This is a genomic window from Acidobacterium capsulatum ATCC 51196 (assembly GCF_000022565.1).
GTDB classification, from domain to species: Bacteria; Acidobacteriota; Terriglobia; order Terriglobales; family Acidobacteriaceae; genus Acidobacterium; species Acidobacterium capsulatum.
Genome location: NC_012483.1, coordinates 2,084,466 through 2,110,088, shown reverse-complemented (window position 1 = coordinate 2,110,088; position 25,623 = coordinate 2,084,466). Strand labels below are relative to the sequence as shown.

The following is a 25,623-nucleotide window of genomic DNA, read 5'->3' as shown; positions in this document are numbered from 1 at the left end:
CCTTGCAGCGTAAGCGTGTCGTGGTAACCGGGCTCGGTCTGATTTGCGGAGTAGGCAACACCGCGCCTGAAGTCTGGAAAAATCTGGTGGCCGGCAAGAGCGGGATGGCGCCCATCACCGGCTTTGACGCCACCGGCTATCCGGTCACCTTTGCCGCTGAGGTGAAGGGCTTCGACGCGCTCAGCTTCATTGACAAGAAAGAAGCGCGCAAGATGGCGCGCTTCATTCACCTCGCCATCGCCGCCTGCGATGAGGCCGTGGCCTCGGCCGGGCTGAAGATCGAGCCGTCGAATGCGGAGCGCATCGGCGTCTTCATCGGGTCGGGCATTGGCGGGTTTGAGATCATCGAGCGCGAGCACACCAACCTGATGAACGGCGGGCCGCGCAAGATCTCTCCCTTCTTCATTCCGGGCGCCATCATTAACATGGCGGCCGGGCAGGTGAGCATTCGCCTCGGCGCCAAGGGGCCCATTTCGGCCACGGCGACGGCCTGCTCCACCAGCGCCAACTCCATCGGCGATGCCTATCGCGTGGTGGAGCGCGGCGATGCCGACATCATGATCGCCGGCGGCTCCGAGGCCGCGGTCACCCCGATGTCCGTTGGCGGATTTGCGGCATTGCGCGCGCTTTCCACCCGCAATGACGAGCCGACCCGGGCCAGCCGCCCCTTTGACAAGGATCGCGACGGCTTCGTGGTGGGCGAGGGCGCGGGCATCCTGATTCTCGAAGAGCTGGAGCACGCCAAGGCGCGCGGAGCCAACATCCTGGCCGAGATTTGCGGCTACGGCATGAGCGCCGATGCCTACCACATGACCGGCATCGCGCCGGAGGGTGAGGGCGCACAGCGCAGCATGCGGGCCGCGCTCAAGGATGCAGGCATGCAGCCCTCCGAGATCGACTATGTGAACGCGCATGCCACCTCGACGCCGCTGGGCGATGGCAATGAATCGCGCGCGCTCGAGCTGGTGTTTGGCGAGCATGCGCTGAGCCACAAGCTGAAGGTCAGCTCCACCAAGTCGATGACCGGCCACCTTCTGGGCGGCGCGGGCGGCCTGGAAGCCGGCATCACGGTGCAGGCGCTGCTCCACCAGATGATGCCGCCCACCATCAACCTCGATAATGTGGACGAAGGTTGCCGCCTGGACTACCTCGCCAACCGCGCGCAGAGCGGCAAGATCGATGCGGCACTGTCGAACTCCTTCGGCTTTGGCGGCATCAACGCCTCGCTGGTCTTCAAGCGCTGGCACTAGCCGCTCAGATCGTCGAGACCGGATTCATAAGCTACAAACAACAACGGGAGCCGCGAAGGCTCCCGTTGTTGTTTGTAGCCGGGATGCTCTAGAAGATGGCCGCGGAACCGGCACTGAGGGCAATGAGAATGAACCACCAGCCGAAGATGGCCACGGCGGCCGAGCTTTTCTTGACGCGGCCCACGGCGGCGCAGCCGATGACCAGCAGGATGGCGGTCCAGAGGCTGAAGATATCGAGCGAGGAGGCGAGCGAGGTGAGCCAGGCCGGCGTGCCTGTGCCGAGATAATAGCCGAGATTGGTGCCGACGGGATTCTTCATATTGAAGGCCGTGGGATCGAGCCCGGCATAGAGTGTGATGATGGCCAGGATGTATTTGAGCAGCAGGGGCAGGCCCGCGTAGTAGTAGACCGCGAACATCTGGCCGAAGGTGGCCTTGCCGCCAAAGCCGAAGTTGATGGTGGCCATCAGCACGCCGGCCACGATGGCCGCGATGAGCAGGCCCAGTACTGGGAAAGCGTAGGCGCTGATTTGCGTGGATTTAACCGCAATGTTCTTGGCCGCCGCCTCCTGCTCGGGCTTCATCTGGTCAAAGCGCTGCATCTGCTTGGGGCTCTGGTGCAGGATGTTGTCGTAGACCTGCGCCCAGCCCACCCTCGACTGCACCGAAAAGCTGAAGCCGAGGCCCACAATCACGGCCAGCAGCCAGGGCAGCCACCAGCTTGCGCTGCGGCGAATATCCTCAAAGGTCTTGCCGGGCGCGGTAAAGGTATCGATGACGCGCTCGATCTGGCTGAGTCCGGCGGGGGATTCAGCGTTCGGAACCATAGTTGCATCGGACATGAAGAGCCTCGGAAAGTGGTATTTGGACAGACGGGGGAATTGTATCTCTGAAGTTAAGGGCTTTCTTCGAAAACATCGAAAATCGTGATTCCGACAGCGGTTCACGGGATAAGTCAGGGAAAAAGTCCCTCTTTTGGTGGAGCCGCCGCGCACTCTGTGCAGTTACGGGACCATTCCCGAAAAAGTTCCCAAAAGGTGCAAGAATCCCGAAGGGTACTTCCCCCGCGTGTCCGGCTTCGGTATTCTGCCTTTGCTCGACGACTCTTTCTCTGCGAAGTACCCCATGTTCAGGTCCCCTCTCATCGCTTTGCTGGCGTTCGTGCTGGCATTTCCTGCCTTTGCCGCTGTGCATCCTGCCAGAAAGGTGCATCATGCCGCAACGCATCGGCATGTGGTCCGTCATACAGCACGTCGCCGGGTCGTCCATCACACTGTTCATCACCATTTGAGTTACGCCGAGCGGGTGCGCCTGCATCGGCGCTACGAGGCGCATCTGCGCTATGAAGAGCATCTGCGCGCCGTGCGCCGCATTCGGGAGGAGCACGTCGAGGCTGCGCGCCTGCGGGCCGAGCGGCTGCACCATGGCCGTGGGTCTCACTCCACGCTGGCGCGCCGGGAGCACACTCGCCTGACGCGCCGCCGGGCCGCGCGCACTGAGCTGGCTGCACGTCATGCCGCTCCTGAAGAGGCGACGCCTGCCGCCGCACCTGCGCAGGTTGCTGAGAATCATGCTCCCACGGCAGCGCCCGCCAAGGCTGCGCTCGATACCGCGCGGGAAGAGGACGCCGAATACATTCCGGCGGATATCCCTGAGCACATTCACCTGTACTACTACTCGCCCCTGCGCGGCACGCATGCCTCGCTGCTGCGCCAGAATCAGCGCGATGAGGCCGAGGGGTTGCACCGCATTCAGACCGAGGCGCAACTGGAAGAGATGGTGTCGGAGCACAAGCTGATTCACCTGCCGTTGAGCACCTGGCTGCATGCCGACGTGCAACTGGCGCCGGATCGGCAGTATGTGCGTCCGTGGACGGCGCATTTCCTGATGGACCTCTCCCGGGCGCACGCGATGCGCTTTCACGATGCGCTGACGGTCACCTCGGCGGTGCGTCCGGAGCGCTATCAGGCGCATCTGCTCATGATCAACGGCAATGCCGCACCGGCCACCGGGGCGATTGCCTCGCCGCATGAGTTTGGCGCGACCATCGACATCGGCAAGAAGGGCATGAGAATGTCAGAGATTGCCTGGATGCGCGGCTACCTGCTGCTGCTGCAGGAGGCGGGCAAGATCGACGTCGAAGAGGAGTTTCATCAGGCCTGCTTCCACATCACGGTTTATGACAACTACGGACGCCGCAAGCCGCTCCACCGCCTGCCGGCCGCCGACCTGCTGGCGGCGCATATTCCGTAAGCTCACTGCCACCACGACTCCCACGCTGGCCGCCCTTCGAGGCGGTCAGCGCTTTTTTGTGCCTGCAATCAATTTGACCGCGAACTTATGCGAGGCCGCCAAAAATCGGCCCTGGGACACGGCTTTTGCCCCCGTGCGAAGCGCGGCAGGGCCTCGCCCTCTGGCTATACTGAGAAGACACCGAACTTCGAGGAGCCGCATTCCTTTGCATCTGCAACGCATTCTGGAGCGCACCCGGGCCGAGCTGGCGGTGCGCCGGCGCGAAACACCTCTGGCCGCGCTCGAAGCGCGCGCAAGCCAGCACATGCCGCGCGGCTTTGCCGATGCCTTGCGCCGCCGGGCCCAGCAGGGGCCGGCCATCATTGCGGAGCTGAAGAAGGCGTCTCCGTCCAAAGGGCTGATTCGCGAAGGCTTCGCGCCCGAGTGGCTGGCGCGCACGCTGGAGGCGAATGGCGCGGCGGTGCTCTCGGTGCTGACGGACGAGCCGTTCTTTCAGGGCAGCCTGCGCAATCTGGAACTGGCCAGCGCCGCAACCCAACTGCCGTGCCTGCGCAAGGACTTCATTGTGGACGAGTACCAGATTGTGGAGGCGCGGGCGCACCGGGCCGACGCGATTCTGTTGATTGTGGCCGCGCTCACCGATGAAGAGCTGGCGCGCTTCACCAAGGCCGCGCACGAGCTGGATCTCGACGTGCTCTGCGAGGTGCATACCGCCGGGGAACTGGCGCGCGCCCGCGATCTGGGCTGCGATGCCTATGGCGTGAACAATCGCGACCTGGTGAGCTTTCACGTGAGCCTCGACGTCTCACTGCAACTAGCGGCAGAGCTGCCGCAGGGCGCGGTGCATGTGGCCGAGAGCGGCATTCATACCGCGGAGGATTTGCAGAAGCTGCGCGCGGCGGGCTTTCACGCGTTTCTGATTGGCGAGTCGCTGATGCGCCAGCCGGACCCGGGCGCGGCGCTGGCAGCGCTGCTGCAGCCCCAATTGCAAGAGGACCGCGCCTGACGGGAACTGCCATGTGGATCAAGATTTGCGGCACAACGAATCTCGCGGACGCGCAACTGGCGGTGGAAGCCGGAGCCGATGCGCTGGGGTTTGTGTTCGCGGCGAGTCCGCGCCGGGTGACTGCGGCTCAGGTGGCGGAGATCACACGCGCGCTGCCCAGGGCTATTGAATTACCTGGGTCTATAGAAAAGATCGGCGTCTTTGCCGATGCGGACTTTGACGAGATCGTCGCAGCGGTTCGCGAAGGCGGACTCACCGGCGTGCAGTTGCACAGCGACGTGGAGTCGGTGCCGGATTTGGCGATGCGCCTGCGCGAGGAATTCTCCCATGGCGCGCCGCACTCGGAGCGTCTGACGATTCTGCAGGTGCTGCACTTCAGCTCAGAGGGCGATACGCTGCAGGAGCAGCTCGCGGCGCTGGGGCAGAATGATGCCCTGGACGCGGTGCTGGTGGACTCGCGCACTCCAGTGGCGCGGGGCGGGACAGGCATTTGCTTTGACTGGCAGGCCGCGAGCCGGGGCTTCTTATCGGCGGCTGGGCAGTTGCGCGTGATTGCCGCCGGGGGCCTCAAGCCGCAGAACGTGCGCGAGGCCATCGAGACACTGCGCCCCTGGGGCGTGGATGTGGCCAGCGGTGTGGAAGCCGCGCCGGGACGCAAGGATCCCGCGCGCGTGAAAGAATTCATAGCAACGGCACGCGCGGCGGCGATGGCTCTTGAGCCCGCCGGGAAGGCGTGAGGAGACAGGCAGAATGAGCACCGTGGTGAATCCAGACTTGACCGCATCCGGCAACGTGGCCGGCCGCTTTGGCGCGTATGGCGGGCGCTATGTGCCCGAAACGCTGGTGGCCGCACTCGATGAACTGGAGCATGCCTATGCCGAGGCGCAGGCCGATCCGGAGTTTCATGCGCGCCTGGATGCGCTGCTGACCGACTACGCCGGCCGCCCGACGCCGCTGTATTTTGCCGAGCGGCTCACTGAGAAGCTGGGCGGGGCGCGCATTTACCTCAAGCGCGAAGACCTGCTGCACACCGGCGCGCACAAGATCAACAACTGCATCGGGCAGGGGCTGCTGGCGCAGCGCATGGGCAAGCAGCGCATCATTGCCGAGACCGGCGCGGGCCAGCACGGCGTGGCCACGGCCACCGTTTGCGCGCTGCTGGGCCTGGAGTGCGTGGTCTACATGGGCGAGGAAGATATGCGCCGCCAGGAGCTGAACGTCTACCGCATGCGGCTGCTGGGCGCCGAAGTGAGGGGCGTGACGTCAGGCTCGCGCACGCTCAAGGACGCCATCAACGAGGCCATGCGCGACTGGGTCACCAATGTACGCACGACACACTATCTGCTCGGTTCAGTGCTGGGCGCGCATCCTTACCCGATGATGGTGCGTGACTTTCATCGCGTGATCAGCAAAGAGGCGCGGCGGCAGATTCTGGAAAAGGAAAACCGCCTGCCCACGGCCGTGATTGCCTGTGTCGGCGGCGGCTCCAATGCGATTGGCGCGTTTTATGAATTTATTCCGGACAAGGATGTGCGGCTGATCGGCGTGGAGGCCGGTGGCAGCGGCGAGCGGCTGGGCACGCATGCGGCGCGTTTTCGCGGCGGTGCGCCGGGCGTGCTGCAGGGCACGTACTCGTATGTGCTGCAGGACGACGACGGCCAGGTGGCGCTGACGCACTCGGTTTCCGCGGGACTCGACTACGCCTCGATCGGCCCTGAGCATGCCGCGCTGCATGATTCCGGCCGCGCCGAGTACACCGCAGCCTCAGACGAGCAGGCGCTCGAGGCCACCGTCACGCTCGCGCGCACCGAGGGCATTTTGCCTGCGCTCGAGAGCGCGCATGCCGTGGCGGAATGCATTCGTCTTGCGCCGACCCTCGGTCGTCATGACATACTAATGGTCAACCTCTCAGGTCGTGGCGATAAGGATATGGGTATTCTCGCGCGCGAGCTGAAGTTGAAGGGAGCCTGATCGAGCGTGCCGATTCGCTTTCAACACAAACCCGGACTGGTGGTGTATCTCACGGTTGGCGATCCTGACCTGGAGACCACGCGCCGGGTGGCGCTGGCCGCGATTGACGCGGGCGCTGAAGTGCTGGAGCTGGGCGTTCCGTTCAGCGATCCGCTGGCCGATGGGCCGGTGATTCAGGCCGCGAGCGAACGCGCGCTGAAGCACGGCACGCGGATGAGCGATGTGCTGGCGCTGGCCGCCGATCTGCGCCGCGAGCGGCCCGAGACCGGGCTGATTGTCTTTTCGTATCTGAATCCCATTCTGCGCTTTGGGCTGGAGCGCTTCTGCGCCGAGGCCGAGGCTGCCGGGGTGGATGGCGTGCTGGCCACCGACATGATCGTGGAAGAGTCGGCCGAATATCTGGAGCATCTGCGGCGGCATCATCTCGCGCCGATTTTTCTGGTCGCGCCGACCAGCCCCGACGAGCGCCTGAAGAAGATTGCCGCCGTCACCGACGGATTTATCTATGCGATTTCGCGCGTCGGCATCACGGGCACGCAGAGTTCGCTGGCCTCTGAAGCCGAGCCGCTGGTCCAGCGGCTGCGCCAGTACACAAGCCTGCCCATTGCTGTGGGCTTTGGCGTCTCCAACGCGGATCACGTGGCCGAGGTGGGCCGCTTTGCCGATGCCGCAGTGATCGGCAGCGCCATTGTGGCGAATATTGAAAAGGCGGGCCGCACCGAAGCGCCCAGCTCGATCGCACGATTTATCGAGGGCCTGCGCCCCTCCGTGCCTGCCTGAGATTTTGCGCGCTGTACGTGTCTCCCGCGTGACAGCACTCTGATCGTGAGGCCCGGCACCTGCAGCAACAAGGCGCACGGCCCAGTCCTTCCGCACTCTTCCTCTGACATCAACCTTTTACCCTTCCGGCGGCCTTTGCGCCGCGACGGAATGGAGGAGCTATATGGATATCGCAGACTGGCGGCGCAGGATTGACGAACTCGACCGGGAGATTGTCCGGCTGATCTCAGAGCGCGCCGCGGCGGCACAAGCCATTGGACGGCTGAAGCGCGTGACAGACCTGCCGGTATATGAGCCGAATCGCGAGCGCGTGATCTTTGACAACGTCCGCGCGAACAATCCCGGCCCTTTGCCCGACATTGAGCTGACGCATATTTACGAGCGCATCATCGACGTGATGCGCGCGCTGCAGCGGAACGAATTAGCCTCACAGGCCAACAGCGCCACGAAGCGCGAGGAAAAGTAACCATGATAGTTGCAATGGCGCAAACTGCCACCGAAGAAGAGATTCAATATGTGATGAGCCGCATGATGGACCTGGGGTTCAACGTGCATCGCACCACCGGAACTGTGCAAACGGTACTTGCTGGCGTGGGCACGCCGATTGTCTTTGACGTGAAGGACTTTGAAGTGATGAAGGGCGTGGCCGAGGCCGTGCGCATCACCTCACCCTACAAGCTGGCCGGGCGCATGTGGAAGCCCGAGGGCACGGTGGTTCGCTTTGCCAACGGCGTCGAGGTGGGCGGCAAGGAAGTCGTGGTGATGGCCGGCCCGTGCTCGGTCGAGAGCCGCGAGCAGATCTTCACGGCGGCGGCGCAGGTGAAGGCCTCGGGCGCGAAGTTTCTGCGCGGAGGCGCGTTCAAGCCGCGCAGCTCGCCCTACTCCTTTCAGGGCATGGGCCTCGAAGGCCTGAAGCTGCTGCGCGAGGTGGGCGACGCGACCGGGCTGCTGATTATCAGCGAGGTCATGGAGATTTCGCAGATCGAGCTGATGATGCCCTACGTCGATGTCTTTCAGATTGGCGCGCGCAACATGCAGAACTTCAATCTGCTGCGCGAGATTGGCCAGGTGCGCAAGCCCACGCTGTTGAAGCGCGGCATCGCGGCGACCATTGAGGAGCTGCTGCTCTCGGCCGAGTACATTCTGGCCGGCGGCAACTATGACGTGATGCTGTGCGAGCGCGGCATTCGCACCTTTGAAACTTACACGCGCAACACGATGGACATCTCGGCGATTCCGGTCATCAAGACGCTCTCGCATCTGCCGATGCTGGGCGACCCTTCGCACGGCGTGGGCCGGCGCGACAAGGTGCCACCGATGGCCCGGGCCGCGGTGGCCGCAGGCGCGGATGGCCTGCTGATCGAGGTGCATCCCAACCCGGACAAGGCCGTCTCCGATGGTGCGCAGACACTCTTTCCTGAGCAGTTTGAAAAGCTCATGGAAGAATTGCGCATGATCGCCCCTGCCGTGGGGCGTAAGATCGGGTAGATGACTATCGAACGCATCGCCATTCTGGGAACGGGGCTCATTGGAGCCTCCGCCGGAATGGCGTTGCGTTTGCACGGCTTTCAAGGTTCGATTACTGGATGGGATCCCCGGCCCGAGGAGGCTGCCACCGCGCAACGCGTGGGCGCAATCGGCGAAATTGCAACCGACGCGGTGACATTAGCGAAATCGAGCGATGTGGTGGTGCTGGCCGGGCCAGTGCTCACGATGCTGGACTGGCTGGAAAGGCTGGCTCCGGTGCTGGGGCCCCATCAACTGGTGACCGATGTGGGCAGCGTGAAGGGCGCGCTATGCCGCCAGGCAGCGGGCCACTACAACGGCCCCGCACAGCCTGGATTTTTGCCCGGGCACCCCATGGCGGGCAAGGAAGTGGGCGGCGCGGCGAATGCGGACGGGCATCTGTTTCAAGATGCGGTGTGGATCTTTACCGATCCGGCCGAGGCGGCCGAACGCAGCCCGCAGGCGCAGGCCCTGGCGCTGGAATGGCGCGGCTGGATTGCGAAATTCGGCTGCCGCGTGCTCGACATGGACCCCACGCGCCATGACGTGCTGTGTGCGTGGATCAGCCATTTGCCGCAAATGCTCTCGACCGCGCTGAGTTCGCTGCTCGAGGAGCAGTTTGAGACCAACGCCGATCTGCTGCCGATTGGCGGCCGCGCGCTGCGCGAGATGACGCGGCTCGGTGCGAGCCCCTTCTCCATGTGGCGCGACATTGCGCAGACCAATACCGATGCCATCGCCCATTCGCTGCTCGCACTGGAGCAGCGGCTGGCCCACCTGCGAGAAAATCTCAAGACGCCCGAGTTGCGCGCGGAGTTTGAGCAGGCCAACCGCTTCCGGCTGGCCCAGCCCAAAAAGTAACCGTCACCAAACTATTTTCAATCTCTAAACGTGAATGTGGCCGAGGCCGATGCCGATGGCGTAGGTGACCGCGCCCTCGATCGCGCCGACCAGCGTCATCTCAAGGCCGCTGCTCCACCACGAGCGCACGGTGATGAGTGATTTGGCCGCGCCCACGGCGAAGTGAGCGGCGAGCGAGATGATGGCGGAGGCAATCACAGCCGGGTATCCGCTCATGAAAAAGAACGGGATGATCGGGATGATAGAGCCGACGGCCGTGGAGAGCGCGCCGGAGACGGCGGAGGTGAGCGGGTTGCTCAGCGCGTCTTCAGTAGAGTTGAGGCGCTCGCTGGCGATGGCGCGCAGAAACTGCTCGGAGTCTTTGGCAATGTGATCGACAACGCGGTCGGCGTCTTCTTCCGGCAAGCCCTTGACCTGGTAGTAGAGCGAGAGCAGCTCGCGGGCCTCGGGCCCGTTGGTCTGGATGGCGTCTCGCTCGCGGGAGACCTCGGCCTCGTAGATTTCGCGCTCGCTCTTGGCGGCGAGATAAGCGCCTGAGCCCATGGAGAGCGCGCTGGCGATCATGCCGGCGATACCGGCCAGCAGCACGGCCTCGCTGTTGCCGAGGGTTGCGCCGGAGACGCCGGAGACGATGCCGAAAATCGCGCCGAGGCCGTCATTGACGCCGTAGATGGCGTCGCCGATCCAGCCGGCGGTGCGGCGGCCGGAGTTGGCGCGCTTGGCCAGCAGCTCATCGAGCTGCAGCCGCGCGTCTTTAGGCGTGCTTTCGGTGGCCTGCCTGGGATAGCGGTTGCGGATGAGATCGCTGAGCTCGCGGTAGTGCTCCTCTTCGTCGTCGATGACGCGCTTGAGGATGGCGATGCTCGGCTCATCGCCCAGATCTTTGAGCTGCTGCGCGTAGCGGGCGATGTCGCGGCTCTCGTCGATTTCAAGGCGCCGCAGCGTCATCTTGGGTCCGCCGAGGCGGTTGGCGAGGCTGTCGGCGCGGCCGGTGGCCTTGCCCTTGTAGACGGGCGGGTCGCCGCCGAGATCCTGAATGCGCTTTTCCCACAGGCTGGCGTGGATGCCTTCGGCCTCGGCCAGATGCTCAAGCGTGCGCTTGCGCAGCGGGTCCTGCTCGCGCTCGGCCAGGGTCTGGTAGGTGCGCAGGCCCTCAATCTCGGCCTGCCAGTTGGCGTTCAGGGCGCGCAGTAGTTCTCGCTGACGGGCGTCGGTGGAGCGGGTGTCTGGCATAGGGCTATCCGAGAGATGATTGTACTTGAGCGGGATTTCGTTTCAAGCCATCGAAAAAGGAAGTGGCTTTGCCGCGCACAGCTTCGCGGGGAAGAGCCGCATCATTACCAACGTCTGCCTGCACGTGTATCCTTCGGTTGGACCACATTTCAGTCCTAAAATTTCTCAGGAGCATCCATGACTCAGTCCCGTGGCTATGCCGCTCAGAGCGCAACCACTCCTCTTGCGCCTTATCAGTTTCAGCGCCGCGACCCGAAGGGCCGCGACGTGGTGGTGGAAATCATGTATTGCGGAGTGTGCCACTCCGACATTCACTCGGCCCGCAACGAGTGGAAGAATGCCGTGTACCCGATGGTTCCGGGGCACGAGATCATTGGCCGCGTGACGGCCGTGGGCAGCGAGGTTACTCGCTTCAAGGTCGGGGAACTGGTGGGCGTGGGCGTGATTGTGGACTCCTGCCGGAGCTGCCCAAGCTGCAAGGCCGGGGAAGAGCAGTATTGCGACAACGGCGCGACGCTGACCTATGGCGTCACTGACCGCCATGGAGACATTACTTACGGCGGCTACTCCAACAATATTGTGGTGGATGAGCACTTTGTGCTGAAGGTGTCAGAGAAGCTGAATCCGGCGGCGGTGGCTCCTCTGCTGTGCGCGGGCATCACAACCTATTCGCCGCTGCGCCACTGGAAAGTGGGCCCCGGCATGAAGGTGGGCATCGTCGGCCTGGGCGGACTGGGGCACATGGCGCTCAAGTTTGCGCACTCCTTTGGCGCGCACACCGTACAGTTCACCACTTCGGAATCGAAGATTGAAGATGCCAAGCGCCTGGGTGCCGATGAGGTGGTGATCTCAAAGGACGCCAACGCGATGAAGAAGCAGGCCAGCAGCTTTGACTTCATCCTGGATACGGTTTCGGCTCCGCATGACATCAATGCGCTGCTGCAGTTGCTGAAGCGCGATGCCACCTATGCGCAGGTGGGCCTGCCGGATACGCCTCCGACGCTGTTCATGGGCGACCTGATCTTCAAGCGCCGCAACATGTCGGGCTCCATTATCGGCGGCATGGCCGAGACGCAGGAAATGCTCGACTATTGTGCCGAGAAGGGCATCGTGTCGGAGATTGAGATGACCTCCATCGACAAGATCAACGAGGCCTTTGAGCGGGTGGTGAAGGCAGATGTGAAGTACCGCTTCGTGATCGATATGGCGACGCTCAAGTAAGCGTTGCGGCTTAGCACAGGCTGGCCCCATGACCGCTCTTGCGGCGTGGGGCTTCTGCTTTGCTAGACGGAAATCAGCACCACTGCGCCGAGCGCCAACGCCATGCCGAGGGCCTGCGTGCGCGTGGTGCGCTCGCGCAGCAGCCACGCCGCCAACAGAATCGTGAAGCCGGGGTAGAGCGAGGAGAGTACGGCGGCCACGTCCAGCCGGCCGACCACCGAGGCGACAGTGTAGAAGAAGTTGCCGGAGACTTCGAGCAGACTCGCCGTGATCACCAGCGGCAGAAAGACGAGCCAGCGGCGGCGCGGAGCGGGGTGTTCATCAATGGCAAAGGTCGAAAAGGCGCGCCCCTTGCGGCGAACGAGCGTGAAGATGGCAAGCGTGCCTGCGATGCTGGCGCTGGCCATACGCGAGCAGGCCAGTGCCCAGCCCACGCTCTGGCTGCCCGCCTTCTCGAGGAAGATGAGCAGGAAGCCGAAGCCAATGCCCGCGCCAACGGCGAGCGCCAGACCGCGCGGATGCGGGCGGCCGCCGGGCGTGTAGGCGATCATCCAGATGGCGACGATGGCGAGGGCAAAGCCGGCCCACTCTGCCGGGGACGGGTGTGCGGCGTGGAACCAGGAGTAGACGACCGGGAGAACCGCGGTGATTACTCCTGTGAGGGCGGAGTTCAGCCCCATGGGGCCGAGCGCCAGCGCTGCGTAGAAGAGCATCAGTCCGATGCCGCCGGCAACGCCGCTGAGCAATCCGTATTGAATGGTGGAAGCGGATGGAGAGAGTGGGCCGGACGCAGCCAGAAATGCAAGAACGGTGAGCAGGCTGAGGGTGTGACTGAGGCCGACGACAAGGGCTGGAAAAGCGCGCTTGGTGGCGAGGCCGCCGCAGAAGTCAGAGATGCCCCAGGTGAGCGCGGCGCCCAGGCCAAGCAGATTAGCCTGGGCGGCAGCGGAAAGGCTCACTGGTTCATGCTGGCCGAGGGATAGTATCCGCGCTTGGCCAGAATGGTCAGCCCGGGAATGCCCTCGACACGCACATCGATGGAGCGGTATTTGCCGGAGAGTGTGGATTTGTGGCTGATGTACATGAGCGTGTACTGACCGCGCACAGTGCTGAGAATGCGCGAGAAGCTCTGCTGCATACCGTTCTCGGTGAATTCGCTGTCGACTTCGCCGCCGGTGGCTACGCAGTACTTGGGCAGCACGTCCTCAGGTGGCACGAGCGGCAGGTGAACCTTGTCGAGAAAGCCCACGCCCCAGATGGAGGCGTCGCCCACCAGCGTGCCGTACACCGAGATGTTGTTGGTGAGCAGGAAGCGGACGACCTCGCGGTAGGATGCCTGGCTGCGCGACTCCCTGCCGTCGCTGATGACATAGATGACGCGCTTGCGGCCGCGCGGCTGGCTGGCCAGCAGATTGGCGGCGTAAAGAATGGCGTCATTGAGGGGGTGCGTCTGCTTGGGCACCATGAGGAAGCCGCTGTTGCCACGCTGAGGCGCCAGGTTGGGGTCCACCTGCTGGCCATTGATGGTAGGGCCGGACATCATGGGACCGCCGATGGAAGGCACGCCCATGCGCTCGCCGGAGCGCTTGGAGGCATTGATGGCTGCGATCAGGCGCGAGCTGGTTGCCGCAGTAAAGTTGGTGGCCAGCTTCGGTCCGGTGCCGCTGTAGGTGACCACGGCCGCAGAGTCATAAGGAGCCAGGCCCGCCGTGACGGTATCGATGCTCTGATTGATCTTGCGCATTACGTCGCTGGGCAAGGTCTGATCGACAACGAAGACTACCGACATGGCATAAGGGTCTGGAGTGAAATAGCTGATGTGCTGACGCACGCCGTCTTCAAAGACACGGAACTGACGCCAGGTGAGACCTGCGACCGGGTGCCCATGCTTGTCGAGCACGGTGACCGGAACGTTCACATAGGTGACAGGAACCCTCAGGACATAGCCAGACTGCTTGGGCGGAATCTCAGGCGGCGTCTGCTGCTGGGCGTCGCCGGTCGGGGCGGGAGCCTGATCCTGCTGATCTTGAGCCTGAGGGGCTGGAGCGTTTGGCGAGGAGTTCTGCGCGGCCGGTGCGGGAATGCCCTTGCCGGGAGCCATCTGATCGGTAAGCTGCTGCAGATTGTTCGTCTGGCTCGACGCAGCCTGTGGAGCTGGCGCATTCGGAACCGTTTGCTGCTGTTGTGCGGTAGCTGCTCCCCCTAAGAGGAGGAATGATAAAGCGAAACCCAAGGCGCCTTGCGTCACCCAATAACCCCCATGCGGCTTTTCACGTGCATTACGCCGTACACGCCGCATCGCCGCGCATAGACGTACTTCGGCGTATTCTCAGATTAACAGATGAGCCCTGCCGCGCAGGGGGTTGGCGGCTGCCAGGGGAAGCGCGTCTGAAAAGAACAGGTTAGGCGGGATGAGGTCTGTTTCACGTCACTTGCTGGCTGCTGCCGCGCCCTTCGTGGCGGCATTCGTGATCGCGTGGGCGCTTTCTGGGCCGGGCGCCATGGGGCAGATCATCGACTCGCCTGACGCGCCGCCGGTCAGCACCGCGCCGCCCACCCCGGCTACAGCGAACGAAAAGCCGGTCACGACCCTCAAGGTGAACGTGGACCTGGTGAATTTTTACTTCACTGCGCGCGGCAAGCATGGGCAGCTCATCGACGATCTGACCCGCGAAGACTGCTCGCTCTATGAAAACAAGCAGCCGCAGAAGATCAAGAGCTGGACGGCCAACGCCAACCAGCCGCTCACGCTGGGCATTCTGCTCGACACCAGCGGCAGCCAGCAGGATGTGCTGCCGCTCGAGAAGCAGTCGGCCTCGAAGTTTCTGCGCGATGTGCTGCGGCCCAAAGACCAGGCCTTCGTACTGACCTTTGATGTAGACGTGAATCTGGCGCAGGACTTTACGAACGACATTCCACTGCTCGATCATGCGCTGCAGCAGGCCCAGATCAACACGGCGGGCGGCGGCGGCTCGGGAGGCATTCCGGGACTCGGGCAGGGACCGGTGCCGACGGTGGGCGACCCCAAGGGCACGGTGCTCTATGACGCCGTGGCGCAGGCCGCCAACGACAAGCTGCGCGAGCAGACCGGGCGCAAGGCCCTCATTCTGCTCACGGATGGCGAAGACCTGGGCAGCGCCACCAAGCCGCTGCAGGCCATTGCCGATGCCCAGAAGGCCAACACCATCGTCTACGTGATTCTGATCGCTGATCGAGGTTTTTATGGCGGCTACACCTTCGGCTACACCGGCGACGCCCAGATGCGCCGCCTGGCCGAAGCTACCGGCGGGCGCATGATCAATGTGGGCAACAACGGCGCGAAGCTCACCGCCGCTTTTAAGGAGATTGCCCGCGAGTTGCGCACCCAGTACGCGGTGAGCTACACCCCGGCGAACAGGACGATGGACGGCAAATTTCGCAAGGTGGAGATCGCCTGCCGGCTGCTTGGGGTGAAGATCGACGCCCGCCAGGGCTACTACGCGCTTCCAACCATGGGGAATTAGAGGTCTGGTTTCCGGGCCAGCGGTCTTGCTGGCCGGACGTTCTCTCCTTTTACATTTTTTTTACCGAACCTGCCGGACGGCTGTTGGCAAGGCGGATGCCTTTTTGGTGTGCTCCAAATTTGAAAGTCGAGCGAAACCGATTTACTACGTATCTCCATGGCAATACAGAGACAAACGCTTTGCCTGTGGAAATTTGCCGGCCTGTTTTCGCTTGACAAGGCTGTTCGCGGTTTGATGGTATCTAACGCGGCTCTCCAGAAGTGCTTTTGTGACTGTTAAGACAATCGGTTGTCTGGAAAAGCTGACGAAGAGAAAACGGCTCATTTAAGCTTTTGCCCGGATTTATCGATTTACCGGGGTTCTGGAGCCTTGCGAGGGTCTGCCCTCGTAACGAAGAGCTTGCGTGAGGGAAAGATCACAACGCGAGCCGTGTTGAGCAGCAGTGTTTTAGGAGGAAAGTTTATGTGGAAACATATCCGCGCAGGCCTGGCGGTCGCCGCACTCATGAGTGGCGCTGTCGCTTTTGCGCAAAGCACAAACTCCGGTGACATCACGGGCACGGTCACCGACACGACCGGAGCAGTGATTCCCGGCGTGACCGTGACCGTCAAAGACGTTGACAAGGACGTTACGCATACCTTCATGACCAATGGAGCGGGTGTTTACGACACCAACTCCATTGTGGCGGACCACTACCTGGTGACCTTCACGAAGACAGGTTTCCATACGTATGTGCGCGGCCCCATCACCGTTCTGGTAGGAACCACCCAGCTCAATGCCACTCTGAATGTGGGCAGCTCGGCGCAGAAGGTGGTGGTGACCACGAATGTTCCGCTGCTGGATACGGCGGATGGCGCTTCGAGCGACACGCTCGAAGCGAAGACGATGCAGAAGCTGCCGCAGACAGGCCAGCCGCCGGACTGGCAGGCCTTCATCTGGCTGCAGCCGGGCGCCGCGGGTGCACCGGAGAGTTCGAGCACTGCGAACGCGCCGGGCGCGGGACAGGTCTCAGTGAACGGCAATCTGCCGTTTGAGACCGTGCTGCAGGATGGCGCGACGACGACGCTGCCGATGAGCCAGAACTCCGACGTGACGATCTTTGAGACGACCTCGGAAGTGAAGGTGAGCGCGACGGCATTTTCAGCGCAGTATGGCGTCGGCAACGTGATCTACAACCAGATCACCAAGGGCGGCGGCAGCCGGTTCCACGGCGTGGGCTATGAGTATTTCCAGAACAATGCCCTGAATGCCTACGCGTACGAATTTGGGGCGCAGAATGTGAAGCAGCCGCCGTTGCACTACAACAATTTCGGCTTCTCCGTGAGTGGTCCGATTGTGCCTCACAAGGTCTTCTTCTATTTTGATTACGACAAGACCATCAACAAGGGCGGCAGCGTCAACTTCACGACGGTGCCGACGGACGCGGTGCGGAACGGCGACTTTACCGCCGCTGGTCTGCCGACGCTCTATGACCCGACCACCCAGGTGGTGATGACCTCAGGCAACTGCACCTACACGGGTTCGCAGTATAAGAACGGGGTGCTTACGATTCCGGCGCCGTGCGTGCAGCGCAAGTCCTTCATCTCGGAATACGGCAGCAACAAGATTCCGGCGCAGATGATCGATCCCGTGGCGCAGGCGATTGAGAAGTACTATCCGGAGCCGAACCAGCCGGGCAACGTCAGCTCGGGTGTTCCGCAGAACAACTATGCGTATGTCTCGCCCTCGAACAACCCGTTCACCAAGTACTTCGGGCGGTTGGACTGGGACATTTCGCCGAAGAATCGTCTGACCATCTCTGAGACAGACGGCGACAATCCGCAGATCGGCTTCAGCCCGGTCTGCCCGATCAATTGCGGCAGCGAAGATGTGAGCCGTGACAACGCGCAGATCTCCGATGTGTGGACTGTCAACGATCACCTGATCAACGAAGCGCGCTTCGGTTTTACGGATCAGCTCAACTTCTTCATCCCTGATACCTATGCGAAGGGCTATCCCGGCAAGCTGGGCCTCACCCAGGCGGTTGCGGATACCTTCCCGAACGTCAGCACCAGCCCTTACTACGGGCTGGGCAGCGCCACTAATGCCGTCTACAAGGAATTTGTCTTTGATCCTTCTGACGTTGTGACGATGATCATTGGCCGTCACGTGCTGCACTTTGGCGGTGAGTTCCTGATTGAACGCGCGGACTCGACGGCATGGGGCAACATCGATGCGGGCGACCTTGGCTTCAACGGCTACTACACGGCCGAGGGCGGCCAGGGGACGCAGAGCGAGAACGGCGCGGCGTATGCGGACTTCCTGCTTGGTCAAGAGCACTCCTGGGGCGCAAGCAATAAGCCTGAATACGGTGCGCGGCAAAAGCTGCCTCAGTTGTTCATTCAGGATGACTGGAAGGTTCGCCCGAATCTGACGCTGAACCTGGGCCTGCGCTGGCAGGGCAACACCGGCTGGTCTGAGGTCAAGGGCAATGAAACGGTCTTCGATCCGAATGTCATCAACCCGGCGAATAATCAGCCCGGCGCGATGTGGTACGGCTTCAGCAAGGCCAACGGCCGCAATCAGTTGATTGCGCCGAAGTACAACACCTTCCTGCCCCGCTTTGGCTTCAGCTGGCAGCCGGAAGAAAACACCGTGGTACGCGGCGGCTTCGGCGTCTACGCCTCCACCTGGAGCGAAGATACCTATGGCAGGGGCATGGGTGACGCCTTTGGGCAATCGGGCGGCTACAGCGATAACACGTCGGGCATCTGCCCGGTGGTGCAGCTCAATGCCAACGGCCAGTCGCCGGATACGACCGATCCTGGTTGCGGCGTCATGGCGAACGGCATGAGCTACAACGACAAGAGCATTCTTTCCACGTACCTCTCATCGCCCACGACGGCCGATGCGCGTAACGGCCAGGGCGTGAGCTATAACATGTACCACACGCCGGTTCCGCTCAATTATCAGTGGCAGTTACAGTTGCAGCGGCAAATCGGGCAGAACTACGCGGCCTCGCTGGCCTATGTAGGCAACCATGGTGAGAACCTGCCTTTCCCGGTGGATATCAACCAGGTGCCGGAGTCGAAGCTGGGCCCGAACGACTATCCGAACGGTCAGCCGTATCCGCTCTATCAGCAGATCACTGGCAGCACCAACAATGCTGTCTCCAACTACAACGCGCTGCAGGCGGAACTGCGCAAGCGCATGACGGATGGTTTTGAGTTCGACGTGAACTACACGTGGTCGCACTTCCTTGACGATCAGGACTCGTCGGGCTGGGGCAGCCGCGGTGGCTACCAGAACTATCAGAATGCGTTTGATCCTTCCGCCAACTACAGCAACTCGAACTTTGACATTCGCAATATGTTCAAGGGGCAGGCCATCTACCAGTTGCCGTTCGGCCGCGGCCGAGCCTTCCTGAACAAGAGTGCCTTGCTCGATGAAGTGGTGGGCGGATGGCAGACCTCATTCACCTTTGTGGTGCAGAGCGGCAACCCGATCAGCCTCACGACCGGTAAGAACAACTCGTCCTACAACCAGTCGGGTGATTACACGCAGTTTCCCAATCTGGTTGGAAACTACCGCTTGCAGGGCAGCACGAAGTCACGCCTGAAGGAGTGGTATAACCTGAATGCCTTCGCGGTGCCTGCAAATGGGACTTACGGCAACTTCCGCAGGAATATCATCACAGGCCCTGGCCTCAGCGAGCTGAATGCTTCTCTGGGCAAGACCTTTGACCTGTGGCCTTCGCGCAATGTGAAGTTTGAACTGCGCTGCGATGCTACTAACGTGCTCAACCATGCGAGCTTTGGCCAGCCGGGCAACAATGCCATCGGCAAAGACCAGTCGGCTCAAATCACGGGCACAACCATTGGCGGACGTCAGGTGGAACTCTACGGACGTATCTCCTTCTAATTCCTGAAGAGCAATCCTTTGAGAGACGGTGATGTCGTCACCGTCTCTCATTTTTTTCTGTAACCGGTTCTCTCCCCTGTGGTGAAATCACAACGTCATGCGTTCTCTGAAGTATTTCGTTTTTCCTCTGTGCCTGGCTGCCTCGTGTGCGCTGGCGCAAACCTCATCCACCAGCACGGCCGCACAGATTGCCCTGCACAGCCAGAAGGCGCAGCAGTATCTGCGCGAGAAGCAGCCAAAGCTGGCGATTCCTGAGTTGAAGGCCGTGGTGCGTCTCGACCCGAACAATCTCGATGCCGAGGCCAATCTGGGCGTGCTGCTGTATTTTCAAGGCGACTATGCCGGAGCCAATCAGGCGCTCGGCAAGGCGCTTGCGCTGCATCCGGATATTCCCAAGCTGCAGGCGCTGCTCGGCATGAGTGAGGAGCGCAGCGGCGACCCGCAACATGCTGTGAAGGATCTGGCGGCGGCCTTTCCGCAGCTTCACGACCAGAAGATTCAGATGGAAGCGGGTCTGTCGCTGATACATCTCTATCAGGCGCATGACCAACTGGCCGAGGCGGCTGGCATTGTGCGGCAGTTGCAGGCCTTGCAGCCGAAGAATCCTCAATTGATTTATGTGGCGTACCGGCTCTACTCCGACCTTGCGGGCGAGCAGTTGCTGAGCCTTTCGCTGGTCGCGCCGGACTCCGCGCAGATGCATGCCGCGATGGCATACGAAGACTCGATGCAGAACAACAACCAGGCCGCGATTGCGCAGTACCGCAAGGCGCTGGCGATCGACCCGAAGTTGCCGGGCGCGGAGTTTTCACTCGCGCAACTCCTGCAGAACGCAAACGATGTAAAGCAGCAGCAAGAAGCGGCGTCGATTTATGAGCAGGCGCTGCGCGAGAATCCTTACGATGAGCCCTCGGCGCTGGCGCTGGGAGATATGAATCTCACACAGGGCAACTTCAAGATTGCTCAAACCTACTATGAGCGTGCGCTCAAAATTGATCCAGAAGATGCGGAGGCCAACTTTGGTCTGGCGAAGGCGCTGATTGGCAACAATGAATCGAAGCAGGCGCTGCCTTATCTGGAGAAGTCGATTCGCCTGGACCCCACGAATGCCTCGGCACACTTCCGGTTGGCGACACTCTACCGGCAGGAAGGGCGCGAGCAGGATGCGCGCCAGCAACTGCAGATTTTCCAGCGGCTGCGCAAGCTGAAAGACAAGCTCTCTGACCTGTACAAGCAGATGCGCATGCAGCCGGTGCACCAGGAGAACCACCATGAGAGCCAGGGCGGCATGGCGGGCGGCCAATAGTTTCATGAGAGGCGCAAGCCGTGCGGTTCTCGCGCTGCTGGCGGTGTTTTTGCCGCTCGCCGTGGTGTATGCGCAGGCGGCTGCACCCGCTGGCGTGCCGGATGTGCGGCTTGTGGACATCACCAAGTCCACGGGCATTCACTTTGACCATCTCTCGTCGCCGGCGAAGAAATACATTGTGGAGTCGATGAGCGGTGGCGTTGCGATCATTGACTACAACCGCGATGGCCTGCCGGATATCTATTTCACCAATGCGCCCGATGTGAGCATGCAGTTGAAGGGCGAGAAGGCGCGCGGTGCGCTCTACCGCAACAACGGCGACGGAACCTTCACTGACGTGACGCAGCAGGCCGGGGTCGGCACTCCGTGCTGGGCGATGGGCGTGGCTGTGGGCGACTACAACAACGATGGCTGGCCTGATCTGCTGGTGACGTGCCTCGATGGTGTGGTGCTTTATCGCAACAATGGCGACGGCACCTTCACGGACGTCACGAAGCAGTCCGGCCTTGGCAAGGACCACGGCTGGGCGACGGGTGCATCGTTTGCCGACTACGATGGCGATGGCTATGACGATTTATTTGTGCCGCATTATGTTGCTTTCAGCCTGAAAAATCTGCCGGAGATAGGTTCGGCGCGGACCTGCATGTATCACAACATCGCAGTGCAGTGCGGACCGCGCGGCATGAAGGGCTCGCCCGATAATCTGTATCACAACAACCGCAACGGCACTTTTACCGATGTAACGGCGCAGGCGGGAGTGGGTGACCGGCAGGGGCTCTTTGGGCTGACCTCGCTCTGGCATGACTTCAATGGCGATGGGCATCTTGATCTTTTTGTGGCCAACGACAGCGGCTCCAATTACCTCTATATCAACAACGGGCACAACCACTTCACCGATGAGGCGGAGGTTGCGGGCGTAGCCTACAACGCCGATGGCTTTGAGCAGGCCAACATGGGCGTGGCACTGGGCGACTATTTGCACACAGGGCGCTTCTCGATTGCCATCACGCACTCCAGCGAGGAGTACACGGCGCTTTATCGCAACGATGGCCACCTAGATTTCAACGACGTGTCATTCAAGTCAGGCATTGCGCGGCCCACCAGTGAGATGGTGGGGTGGGGCGACGCGTTTGTCGACCTGGACAACAGCGGGTGGCTCGATTTCTTCCAGGTGAATGGGCACGTTTATCCGCAGGTTGACTCGCAGCCCATCGGCACCCATTTTCTTGAGCCCAAGCAGCTTTTCTGGAATAACCACGACGGCACTTTTCGCGACGTGAGCAATCTGGTGGGCCCGGCCATTCAGATTCCGCAGGTGAGTCGCGGGCTTGCAGTGGCCGATCTCTTCAACGATGGCCATGAAGATCTGGTGGTCGAAAATCTGCAGGGGCAGCCGATGATTTTGCGTCCGGAGTTCACGAACCATAACCATTGGGTCGAGTTTGAGCTGGAAGGCGTGAAGTCAAACCGGCTCGCTCTCAACGCTGTGCTGACAGCGACCGCCGGCACGCTGGTGCAGAAGCAGGAGATTCTCAGCGGCGGCAGTTACATTTCGCAGGACAGCCTGCGCGTGCACTTTGGCCTGGGCATGCATGACCATCTCGACAAACTGCAGATTCACTGGCCTGCGGGCGATACCGAGACGCTTACGAAGATTCCCGCGGACCACATTTATGCCATCAAGGAAGGAGCGGGCATTGTTCCTTTCCGGGAGATTCGGCCTGCTGCTCCGGTGAAGCACTAGCGGCATATCGCACTTGCGGGGCAGGCATTGCTCGTTTTCATAGACAATCGATTGTTTTATTCGGTATCGTGTTGGCCGTCAGTCTTCTGGAGGTTCTGTGTTGAAGGTGCGTCATCTGTTGCTCGGCCTGGGGATGCTCGCGTGGATGGTGCCCGTGCACGCGCAGTCGGTATTTACATCGCGAGTGAATGACCCGCGCGGCGTCTATCTGACGCCGGAGAACTTTCACGTCGGCACCGATGGAAAGACAGACGACAGTGCGGCCCTGCAGGCAGCGATTGACCAGGCGCAGGCGACTGGCGATCAGGGGATCGTTTTTGTGCCTTCGGGGCGCTATCGCATCACGCGCACGATCTATGTGTGGCCCTCGGTGCGCATCATCGGCTACGGACCCACGCGGCCTGTCTTTGTGCTGCCCGATCACGCGCCGGGATATCAGCATGGTCTTGGTTACATGTTCTATTTTGCAGGCGGAAGGCCGGGCCACATGCCGTCCTGGTTTCATATGGACAAGTCGCGGCCGGCCACACCGGGCACGGTGCCGCCCAACAACACGGTGCCGGATGCGAATGCCGGAACGTTCTACTCCGCGATGAGCAATGTGGATTTCGAGATGGGCAAGGGCAATGAAGGCGCGGTGGCGATTCGCTTTCATGTGGCGCAGCACTGCTATCTCTCGCACATTGACTTTCATATCGATTCCGGGCTCGCTGCCATTGACCAGGCGGGCAATGAAGCCGAGGACCTGCACTTTTACGGCGGCCAATATGGCATTCTGAGCGGGCAGACCTCGCCGGGGTGGCAGTTCACGCTGCTCGATTCCACATTTGAAGGGCAGAGCATCGCGGCGATTGATGAGCACGAAGTGGCGCTCACGATGAGCCACGACGTGATTCGCAATGAGCCTGCGGGTATTGTGGTCGATGCCGGATATCCCGATGAGATGTGGATCGATCACACCCGCTTTGAGAACATCACCGGCCCAGCGTTGACTCTGAGCGACGACAAAAATCCGCGGATGGAGGCCACACTGCGCAGCATTGCCTGCGTGCATGTGCCGGTCTTTGTGAAGCTACGGGAGAGTGGCAGGAGCATCGCGGGCAAGGGCCCGAGTTATCTGGTGAAGAGCTTTACGCACGGTCTTACGCTGGCGAATGCCGCGGATCAGGGAAGCATCCAGACGTATTTTGATGCGGAAGCCGTTACAAATCTGGCTGCGGATACCAAGCCAGTGATTCGTGCATTACCGCCGGTGAGTGCATGGACCAACGTGCGGTCGCTCGGAATCCTGGGCGACGACCACACCGACGATACGGCGGCGATTCAGAAGGCCATCGATGCGCATCGCGTGTTGTATTTCCCGATGGGGCTTTACCTCATCACGAACACGTTGCATCTGAGGTCCGATACGGTGCTGATCGGTTTGCACCCGAGCGCGACGCAATTGGTGATTCCTGACGGCACGCCAGCTTTCCAGGGTGTGGGCGGCCCTGTGCCGCTGATCGAAACGCCGAAGGGCGGCGACAACATTGTGTCGGGGCTGGGGCTGTATACGAACGGCATCAACCCTCGCGCCACGGCGGCTTACTGGCAGTCGGGCGCGCAGTCGCTCATGGATGACGTGCGGTTTCTCGGTGGCCACGGCACTGATCTGGCCGATGGCACGCGCATCAATCCCTACAACAACACGCACACGGCTGACCCGGATATTCGACGCCGCTGGGACTCGGAGTATCCAAGCCTGTGGGTGACGAACGGCGGGGGCGGCACTTTTGCCGACATCTGGACGCCGAGCACGTTTGCGCAGGCGGGGCTTTATGTTTCGTATACGTCCACACCGGGGCGTGTGTATGAGCTCTCGAGCGAGCACCATGTGCGCAACGAGGTGAAGCTCGATCACGTCTCGAACTGGAAGATTGTGGCACTGCAGACGGAGGAAGAGCGCGGCGAGAGCGGCTTTGCGCTGCCGCTTGAGATTCAGAATTCACACAATATTCTGATTGCCAACTATCACAGCTATCGCGTGATCAGCAGCTATCAGCCTTTCCCTGAGGCGATTCGTGTGACGAACTCCTCGGGCATTGCAGTGCGCGATCTGCATGTGGACAGTAACAGCATCGTGCCTTTTGACAACAGCATCCTGGTGCAGTCCTCGCACGCGCAGGTGCGCACACCAGACCTGGCGGTGTTGGATCTTCCTGGGCATGCCGTGCCTCAGCCGCCCAATCATGCCGCGACGGTGCTCGCCGAGGGGGCGGCGTTGCATAAGCTGGCGCATGGATTTTTCACGGCCTCCGGCGCGGCTGTTGATCCGGACGGGCGGTTGTATTTTGTGGATACGCGCTGGCAGCGCATTTACCGCTGGAATGCCGCGCAGAAAGAAGCCGTGGTGGTGCGAGATTCCCCGCTCGAGCCGCGCAATCTAATTTTTGATAAGGCGGGCGATCTGTTGGTGACTTCATATCTGGGCGATGGTACGGTGTATGCTTTTCAGCCGGGCACGCCTGAGAACCAAATCACCCTGCTGAGAAAGCAGAGCGCGAAGCCGCGACCGGGTATGACTGCAGCGCTGGCGACGGGCTACTGGAGCATCGATGCCAAGACAGCAAACGCGCCCGTGGGGCAGTATATGTCTCCGGATGGCAGCCTGTTTCTACCGGCCAGCGAGAGCTTTGTGAAGGGAGCGCTTTCCTGGGGAACCAAGATGGCTCCTGAGGTACATAGCTACGGGCTGGCGAGGGCGATGCCGGACCATCCGTTCTATCTCACGGACCAATCGAATGAGAAGACCTGGCGCGCGCAGGTTGATTCCACGGGCATGCTCACGCACATGCAGCTTTTTGCCGAGCAGGGGGGTGGCGACAGCATCGCGCAGGACAGTGCGGGGCATGTGTATCTGGCGGCGGGCCAGATCTATATCTACAACCCGGACGGCCGGCAGATCGGGACGATTGATGTACCGCAGCGGCCCATCGATCTGGTCTTTGGAGGCAGGGACCGGCGCACGCTGTACATCCTGACGCACTCGGCGCTTTATTCGATACGCACGAAGGTTCCAGGGTTCTGAGCAGGTCCCCCCCCCGTTTCACC

General features: G+C 61.7%; 19 protein-coding genes. 15 read left to right on the top strand and 4 right to left on the bottom strand.

Annotated elements, in window-relative coordinates; genetic code table 11:
* The first annotated feature begins 2 nt into the window (after window positions 1-2).
* A complete protein-coding gene (fabF, locus tag ACP_RS08520) occupies window positions 3-1,250 on the top strand; it encodes a beta-ketoacyl-ACP synthase II (RefSeq protein WP_015896896.1) in 1,248 nt (415 codons plus the stop codon).
* Window positions 1,251-1,338: 88 nt separating this feature from the next.
* On the opposite strand, the gene ACP_RS08515 is transcribed toward fabF, so the two are convergent.
* A complete protein-coding gene (locus ACP_RS08515) occupies window positions 1,339-2,091 on the bottom strand; it encodes a YIP1 family protein (protein ID WP_041839431.1) in 753 nt (250 codons plus the stop codon).
* A gap of 283 nt (window positions 2,092-2,374) precedes the next feature.
* Between ACP_RS08515 and ACP_RS08510 the strand changes: the two genes are divergently transcribed.
* The 8 genes from ACP_RS08510 (at window position 2,375) to ACP_RS08475 (ending at window position 9,626) form a co-directional block, all read left to right on the top strand.
* Entirely contained in the window at window positions 2,375-3,502 is a 1,128-nt protein-coding gene (locus ACP_RS08510; RefSeq protein ID WP_148215096.1) for a DUF5715 family protein, read from the top strand.
* Window positions 3,503-3,701: 199 nt separating this feature from the next.
* Window positions 3,702-4,508, top strand: coding sequence for an indole-3-glycerol phosphate synthase TrpC (gene trpC / locus ACP_RS08505; RefSeq protein ID WP_041840114.1), 807 nt, complete (start codon window positions 3,702-3,704; stop codon window positions 4,506-4,508).
* A gap of 11 nt (window positions 4,509-4,519) precedes the next feature.
* Window positions 4,520-5,245: a phosphoribosylanthranilate isomerase gene (locus tag ACP_RS08500; protein WP_015896891.1), complete on the top strand. Its 726-nt coding sequence runs from the start codon at window positions 4,520-4,522 to the stop codon at window positions 5,243-5,245.
* Between the two features lie 13 nt (window positions 5,246-5,258).
* Complete coding sequence (gene trpB / locus ACP_RS08495) at window positions 5,259-6,479, top strand: tryptophan synthase subunit beta (protein ID WP_015896890.1); 1,221 nt, start codon at window positions 5,259-5,261, stop codon at window positions 6,477-6,479.
* Window positions 6,480-6,485: 6 nt separating this feature from the next.
* Complete coding sequence (trpA, locus tag ACP_RS08490; RefSeq protein WP_015896889.1) at window positions 6,486-7,259, top strand: tryptophan synthase subunit alpha; 774 nt, start codon at window positions 6,486-6,488, stop codon at window positions 7,257-7,259.
* Window positions 7,260-7,422: 163 nt separating this feature from the next.
* Window positions 7,423-7,725, top strand: a complete 303-nt coding sequence (locus ACP_RS08485) for a chorismate mutase (protein WP_015896888.1) — start codon at window positions 7,423-7,425, stop codon at window positions 7,723-7,725.
* Window positions 7,726-7,727: 2 nt separating this feature from the next.
* Window positions 7,728-8,747 carry a 3-deoxy-7-phosphoheptulonate synthase gene (gene aroF / locus ACP_RS08480; RefSeq protein ID WP_015896887.1) on the top strand — a complete coding sequence of 340 codons (1,020 nt, stop codon included), beginning with the start codon at window positions 7,728-7,730 and terminating at the stop codon, window positions 8,745-8,747.
* Window positions 8,748-9,626, top strand: coding sequence for a prephenate dehydrogenase (locus ACP_RS08475; protein ID WP_015896886.1), 879 nt, complete (start codon window positions 8,748-8,750; stop codon window positions 9,624-9,626).
* Window positions 9,627-9,650: 24 nt separating this feature from the next.
* Here the strand turns inward: ACP_RS08475 and ACP_RS17350 are convergent, their stop codons facing one another.
* Window positions 9,651-10,859 carry a VIT1/CCC1 transporter family protein gene (locus ACP_RS17350; RefSeq protein ID WP_015896885.1) on the bottom strand — a complete coding sequence of 403 codons (1,209 nt, stop codon included), beginning with the start codon at window positions 10,857-10,859 and terminating at the stop codon, window positions 9,651-9,653.
* 177 nt (window positions 10,860-11,036) lie between these two features.
* On the opposite strand from ACP_RS17350, the gene ACP_RS08465 reads away from it, so the two are divergent.
* Complete coding sequence (locus ACP_RS08465; RefSeq protein WP_015896884.1) at window positions 11,037-12,080, top strand: NAD(P)-dependent alcohol dehydrogenase; 1,044 nt, start codon at window positions 11,037-11,039, stop codon at window positions 12,078-12,080.
* Window positions 12,081-12,142: 62 nt separating this feature from the next.
* Here ACP_RS08465 and ACP_RS08460 read toward each other — a convergent pair whose 3' ends face one another.
* A complete protein-coding gene (locus ACP_RS08460) occupies window positions 12,143-13,039 on the bottom strand; it encodes a DMT family transporter (RefSeq protein WP_015896883.1) in 897 nt (298 codons plus the stop codon).
* Window positions 13,036-14,313 (bottom strand): VWA domain-containing protein, encoded by a 1,278-nt coding sequence (locus ACP_RS08455; protein ID WP_169305954.1) that lies wholly within the window; start codon window positions 14,311-14,313, stop codon window positions 13,036-13,038. The genes ACP_RS08460 and ACP_RS08455 overlap by 4 nt, the downstream gene beginning before the upstream one ends.
* Window positions 14,314-14,491: 178 nt before the next feature.
* Between ACP_RS08455 and ACP_RS08450 the strand changes: the two genes are divergently transcribed.
* The 5 genes from ACP_RS08450 to ACP_RS08430 all read left to right on the top strand — a co-directional run bounded on the left by ACP_RS08450 (window position 14,492) and on the right by ACP_RS08430 (window position 25,600).
* Window positions 14,492-15,583: a VWA domain-containing protein gene (locus tag ACP_RS08450; protein WP_015896881.1), complete on the top strand. Its 1,092-nt coding sequence runs from the start codon at window positions 14,492-14,494 to the stop codon at window positions 15,581-15,583.
* 462 nt (window positions 15,584-16,045) lie between these two features.
* Window positions 16,046-19,483 carry a TonB-dependent receptor gene (locus ACP_RS08445; RefSeq protein WP_015896880.1) on the top strand — a complete coding sequence of 1,146 codons (3,438 nt, stop codon included), beginning with the start codon at window positions 16,046-16,048 and terminating at the stop codon, window positions 19,481-19,483.
* A gap of 97 nt (window positions 19,484-19,580) precedes the next feature.
* Window positions 19,581-20,789 (top strand): tetratricopeptide repeat protein, encoded by a 1,209-nt coding sequence (locus ACP_RS08440; RefSeq protein ID WP_015896879.1) that lies wholly within the window; start codon window positions 19,581-19,583, stop codon window positions 20,787-20,789.
* Complete coding sequence (locus ACP_RS08435) at window positions 20,755-22,533, top strand: CRTAC1 family protein (RefSeq protein WP_238525514.1); 1,779 nt, start codon at window positions 20,755-20,757, stop codon at window positions 22,531-22,533. The genes ACP_RS08440 and ACP_RS08435 overlap by 35 nt, the downstream gene beginning before the upstream one ends.
* Before the next feature lie 97 nt (window positions 22,534-22,630).
* Window positions 22,631-25,600, top strand: coding sequence for a glycosyl hydrolase family 28-related protein (locus tag ACP_RS08430; RefSeq protein WP_238525513.1), 2,970 nt, complete (start codon window positions 22,631-22,633; stop codon window positions 25,598-25,600).
* Window positions 25,601-25,623 lie beyond the last annotated feature (23 nt).

Excerpts from the sequence above, each read along its gene's own strand:
- ACP_RS08515 (WP_041839431.1), bottom strand. The coding sequence starts at position 2,091 with ATGTCCGATGCAACTATGGTTCCGAACGCTGAATCCCCCGCCGGACTC.
- ACP_RS08510 (WP_148215096.1), top strand. The coding sequence starts at position 2,375 with ATGTTCAGGTCCCCTCTCATCGCTTTGCTGGCGTTCGTGCTGGCATTT.
- ACP_RS08500 (WP_015896891.1), top strand. The coding sequence starts at position 4,520 with ATGTGGATCAAGATTTGCGGCACAACGAATCTCGCGGACGCGCAACTG.
- trpB (WP_015896890.1), top strand. The coding sequence starts at position 5,259 with ATGAGCACCGTGGTGAATCCAGACTTGACCGCATCCGGCAACGTGGCC.
- ACP_RS08485 (WP_015896888.1), top strand. The coding sequence starts at position 7,423 with ATGGATATCGCAGACTGGCGGCGCAGGATTGACGAACTCGACCGGGAG.
- aroF (WP_015896887.1), top strand. The coding sequence starts at position 7,728 with ATGATAGTTGCAATGGCGCAAACTGCCACCGAAGAAGAGATTCAATAT.
- ACP_RS08475 (WP_015896886.1), top strand. The coding sequence starts at position 8,748 with ATGACTATCGAACGCATCGCCATTCTGGGAACGGGGCTCATTGGAGCC.
- ACP_RS17350 (WP_015896885.1), bottom strand. The coding sequence starts at position 10,859 with ATGCCAGACACCCGCTCCACCGACGCCCGTCAGCGAGAACTACTGCGC.
- ACP_RS08465 (WP_015896884.1), top strand. The coding sequence starts at position 11,037 with ATGACTCAGTCCCGTGGCTATGCCGCTCAGAGCGCAACCACTCCTCTT.
- ACP_RS08450 (WP_015896881.1), top strand. The coding sequence starts at position 14,492 with ATGAGGTCTGTTTCACGTCACTTGCTGGCTGCTGCCGCGCCCTTCGTG.
- ACP_RS08445 (WP_015896880.1), top strand. The coding sequence starts at position 16,046 with ATGTGGAAACATATCCGCGCAGGCCTGGCGGTCGCCGCACTCATGAGT.
- ACP_RS08440 (WP_015896879.1), top strand. The coding sequence starts at position 19,581 with ATGCGTTCTCTGAAGTATTTCGTTTTTCCTCTGTGCCTGGCTGCCTCG.
- ACP_RS08435 (WP_238525514.1), top strand. The coding sequence starts at position 20,755 with ATGAGAGCCAGGGCGGCATGGCGGGCGGCCAATAGTTTCATGAGAGGC.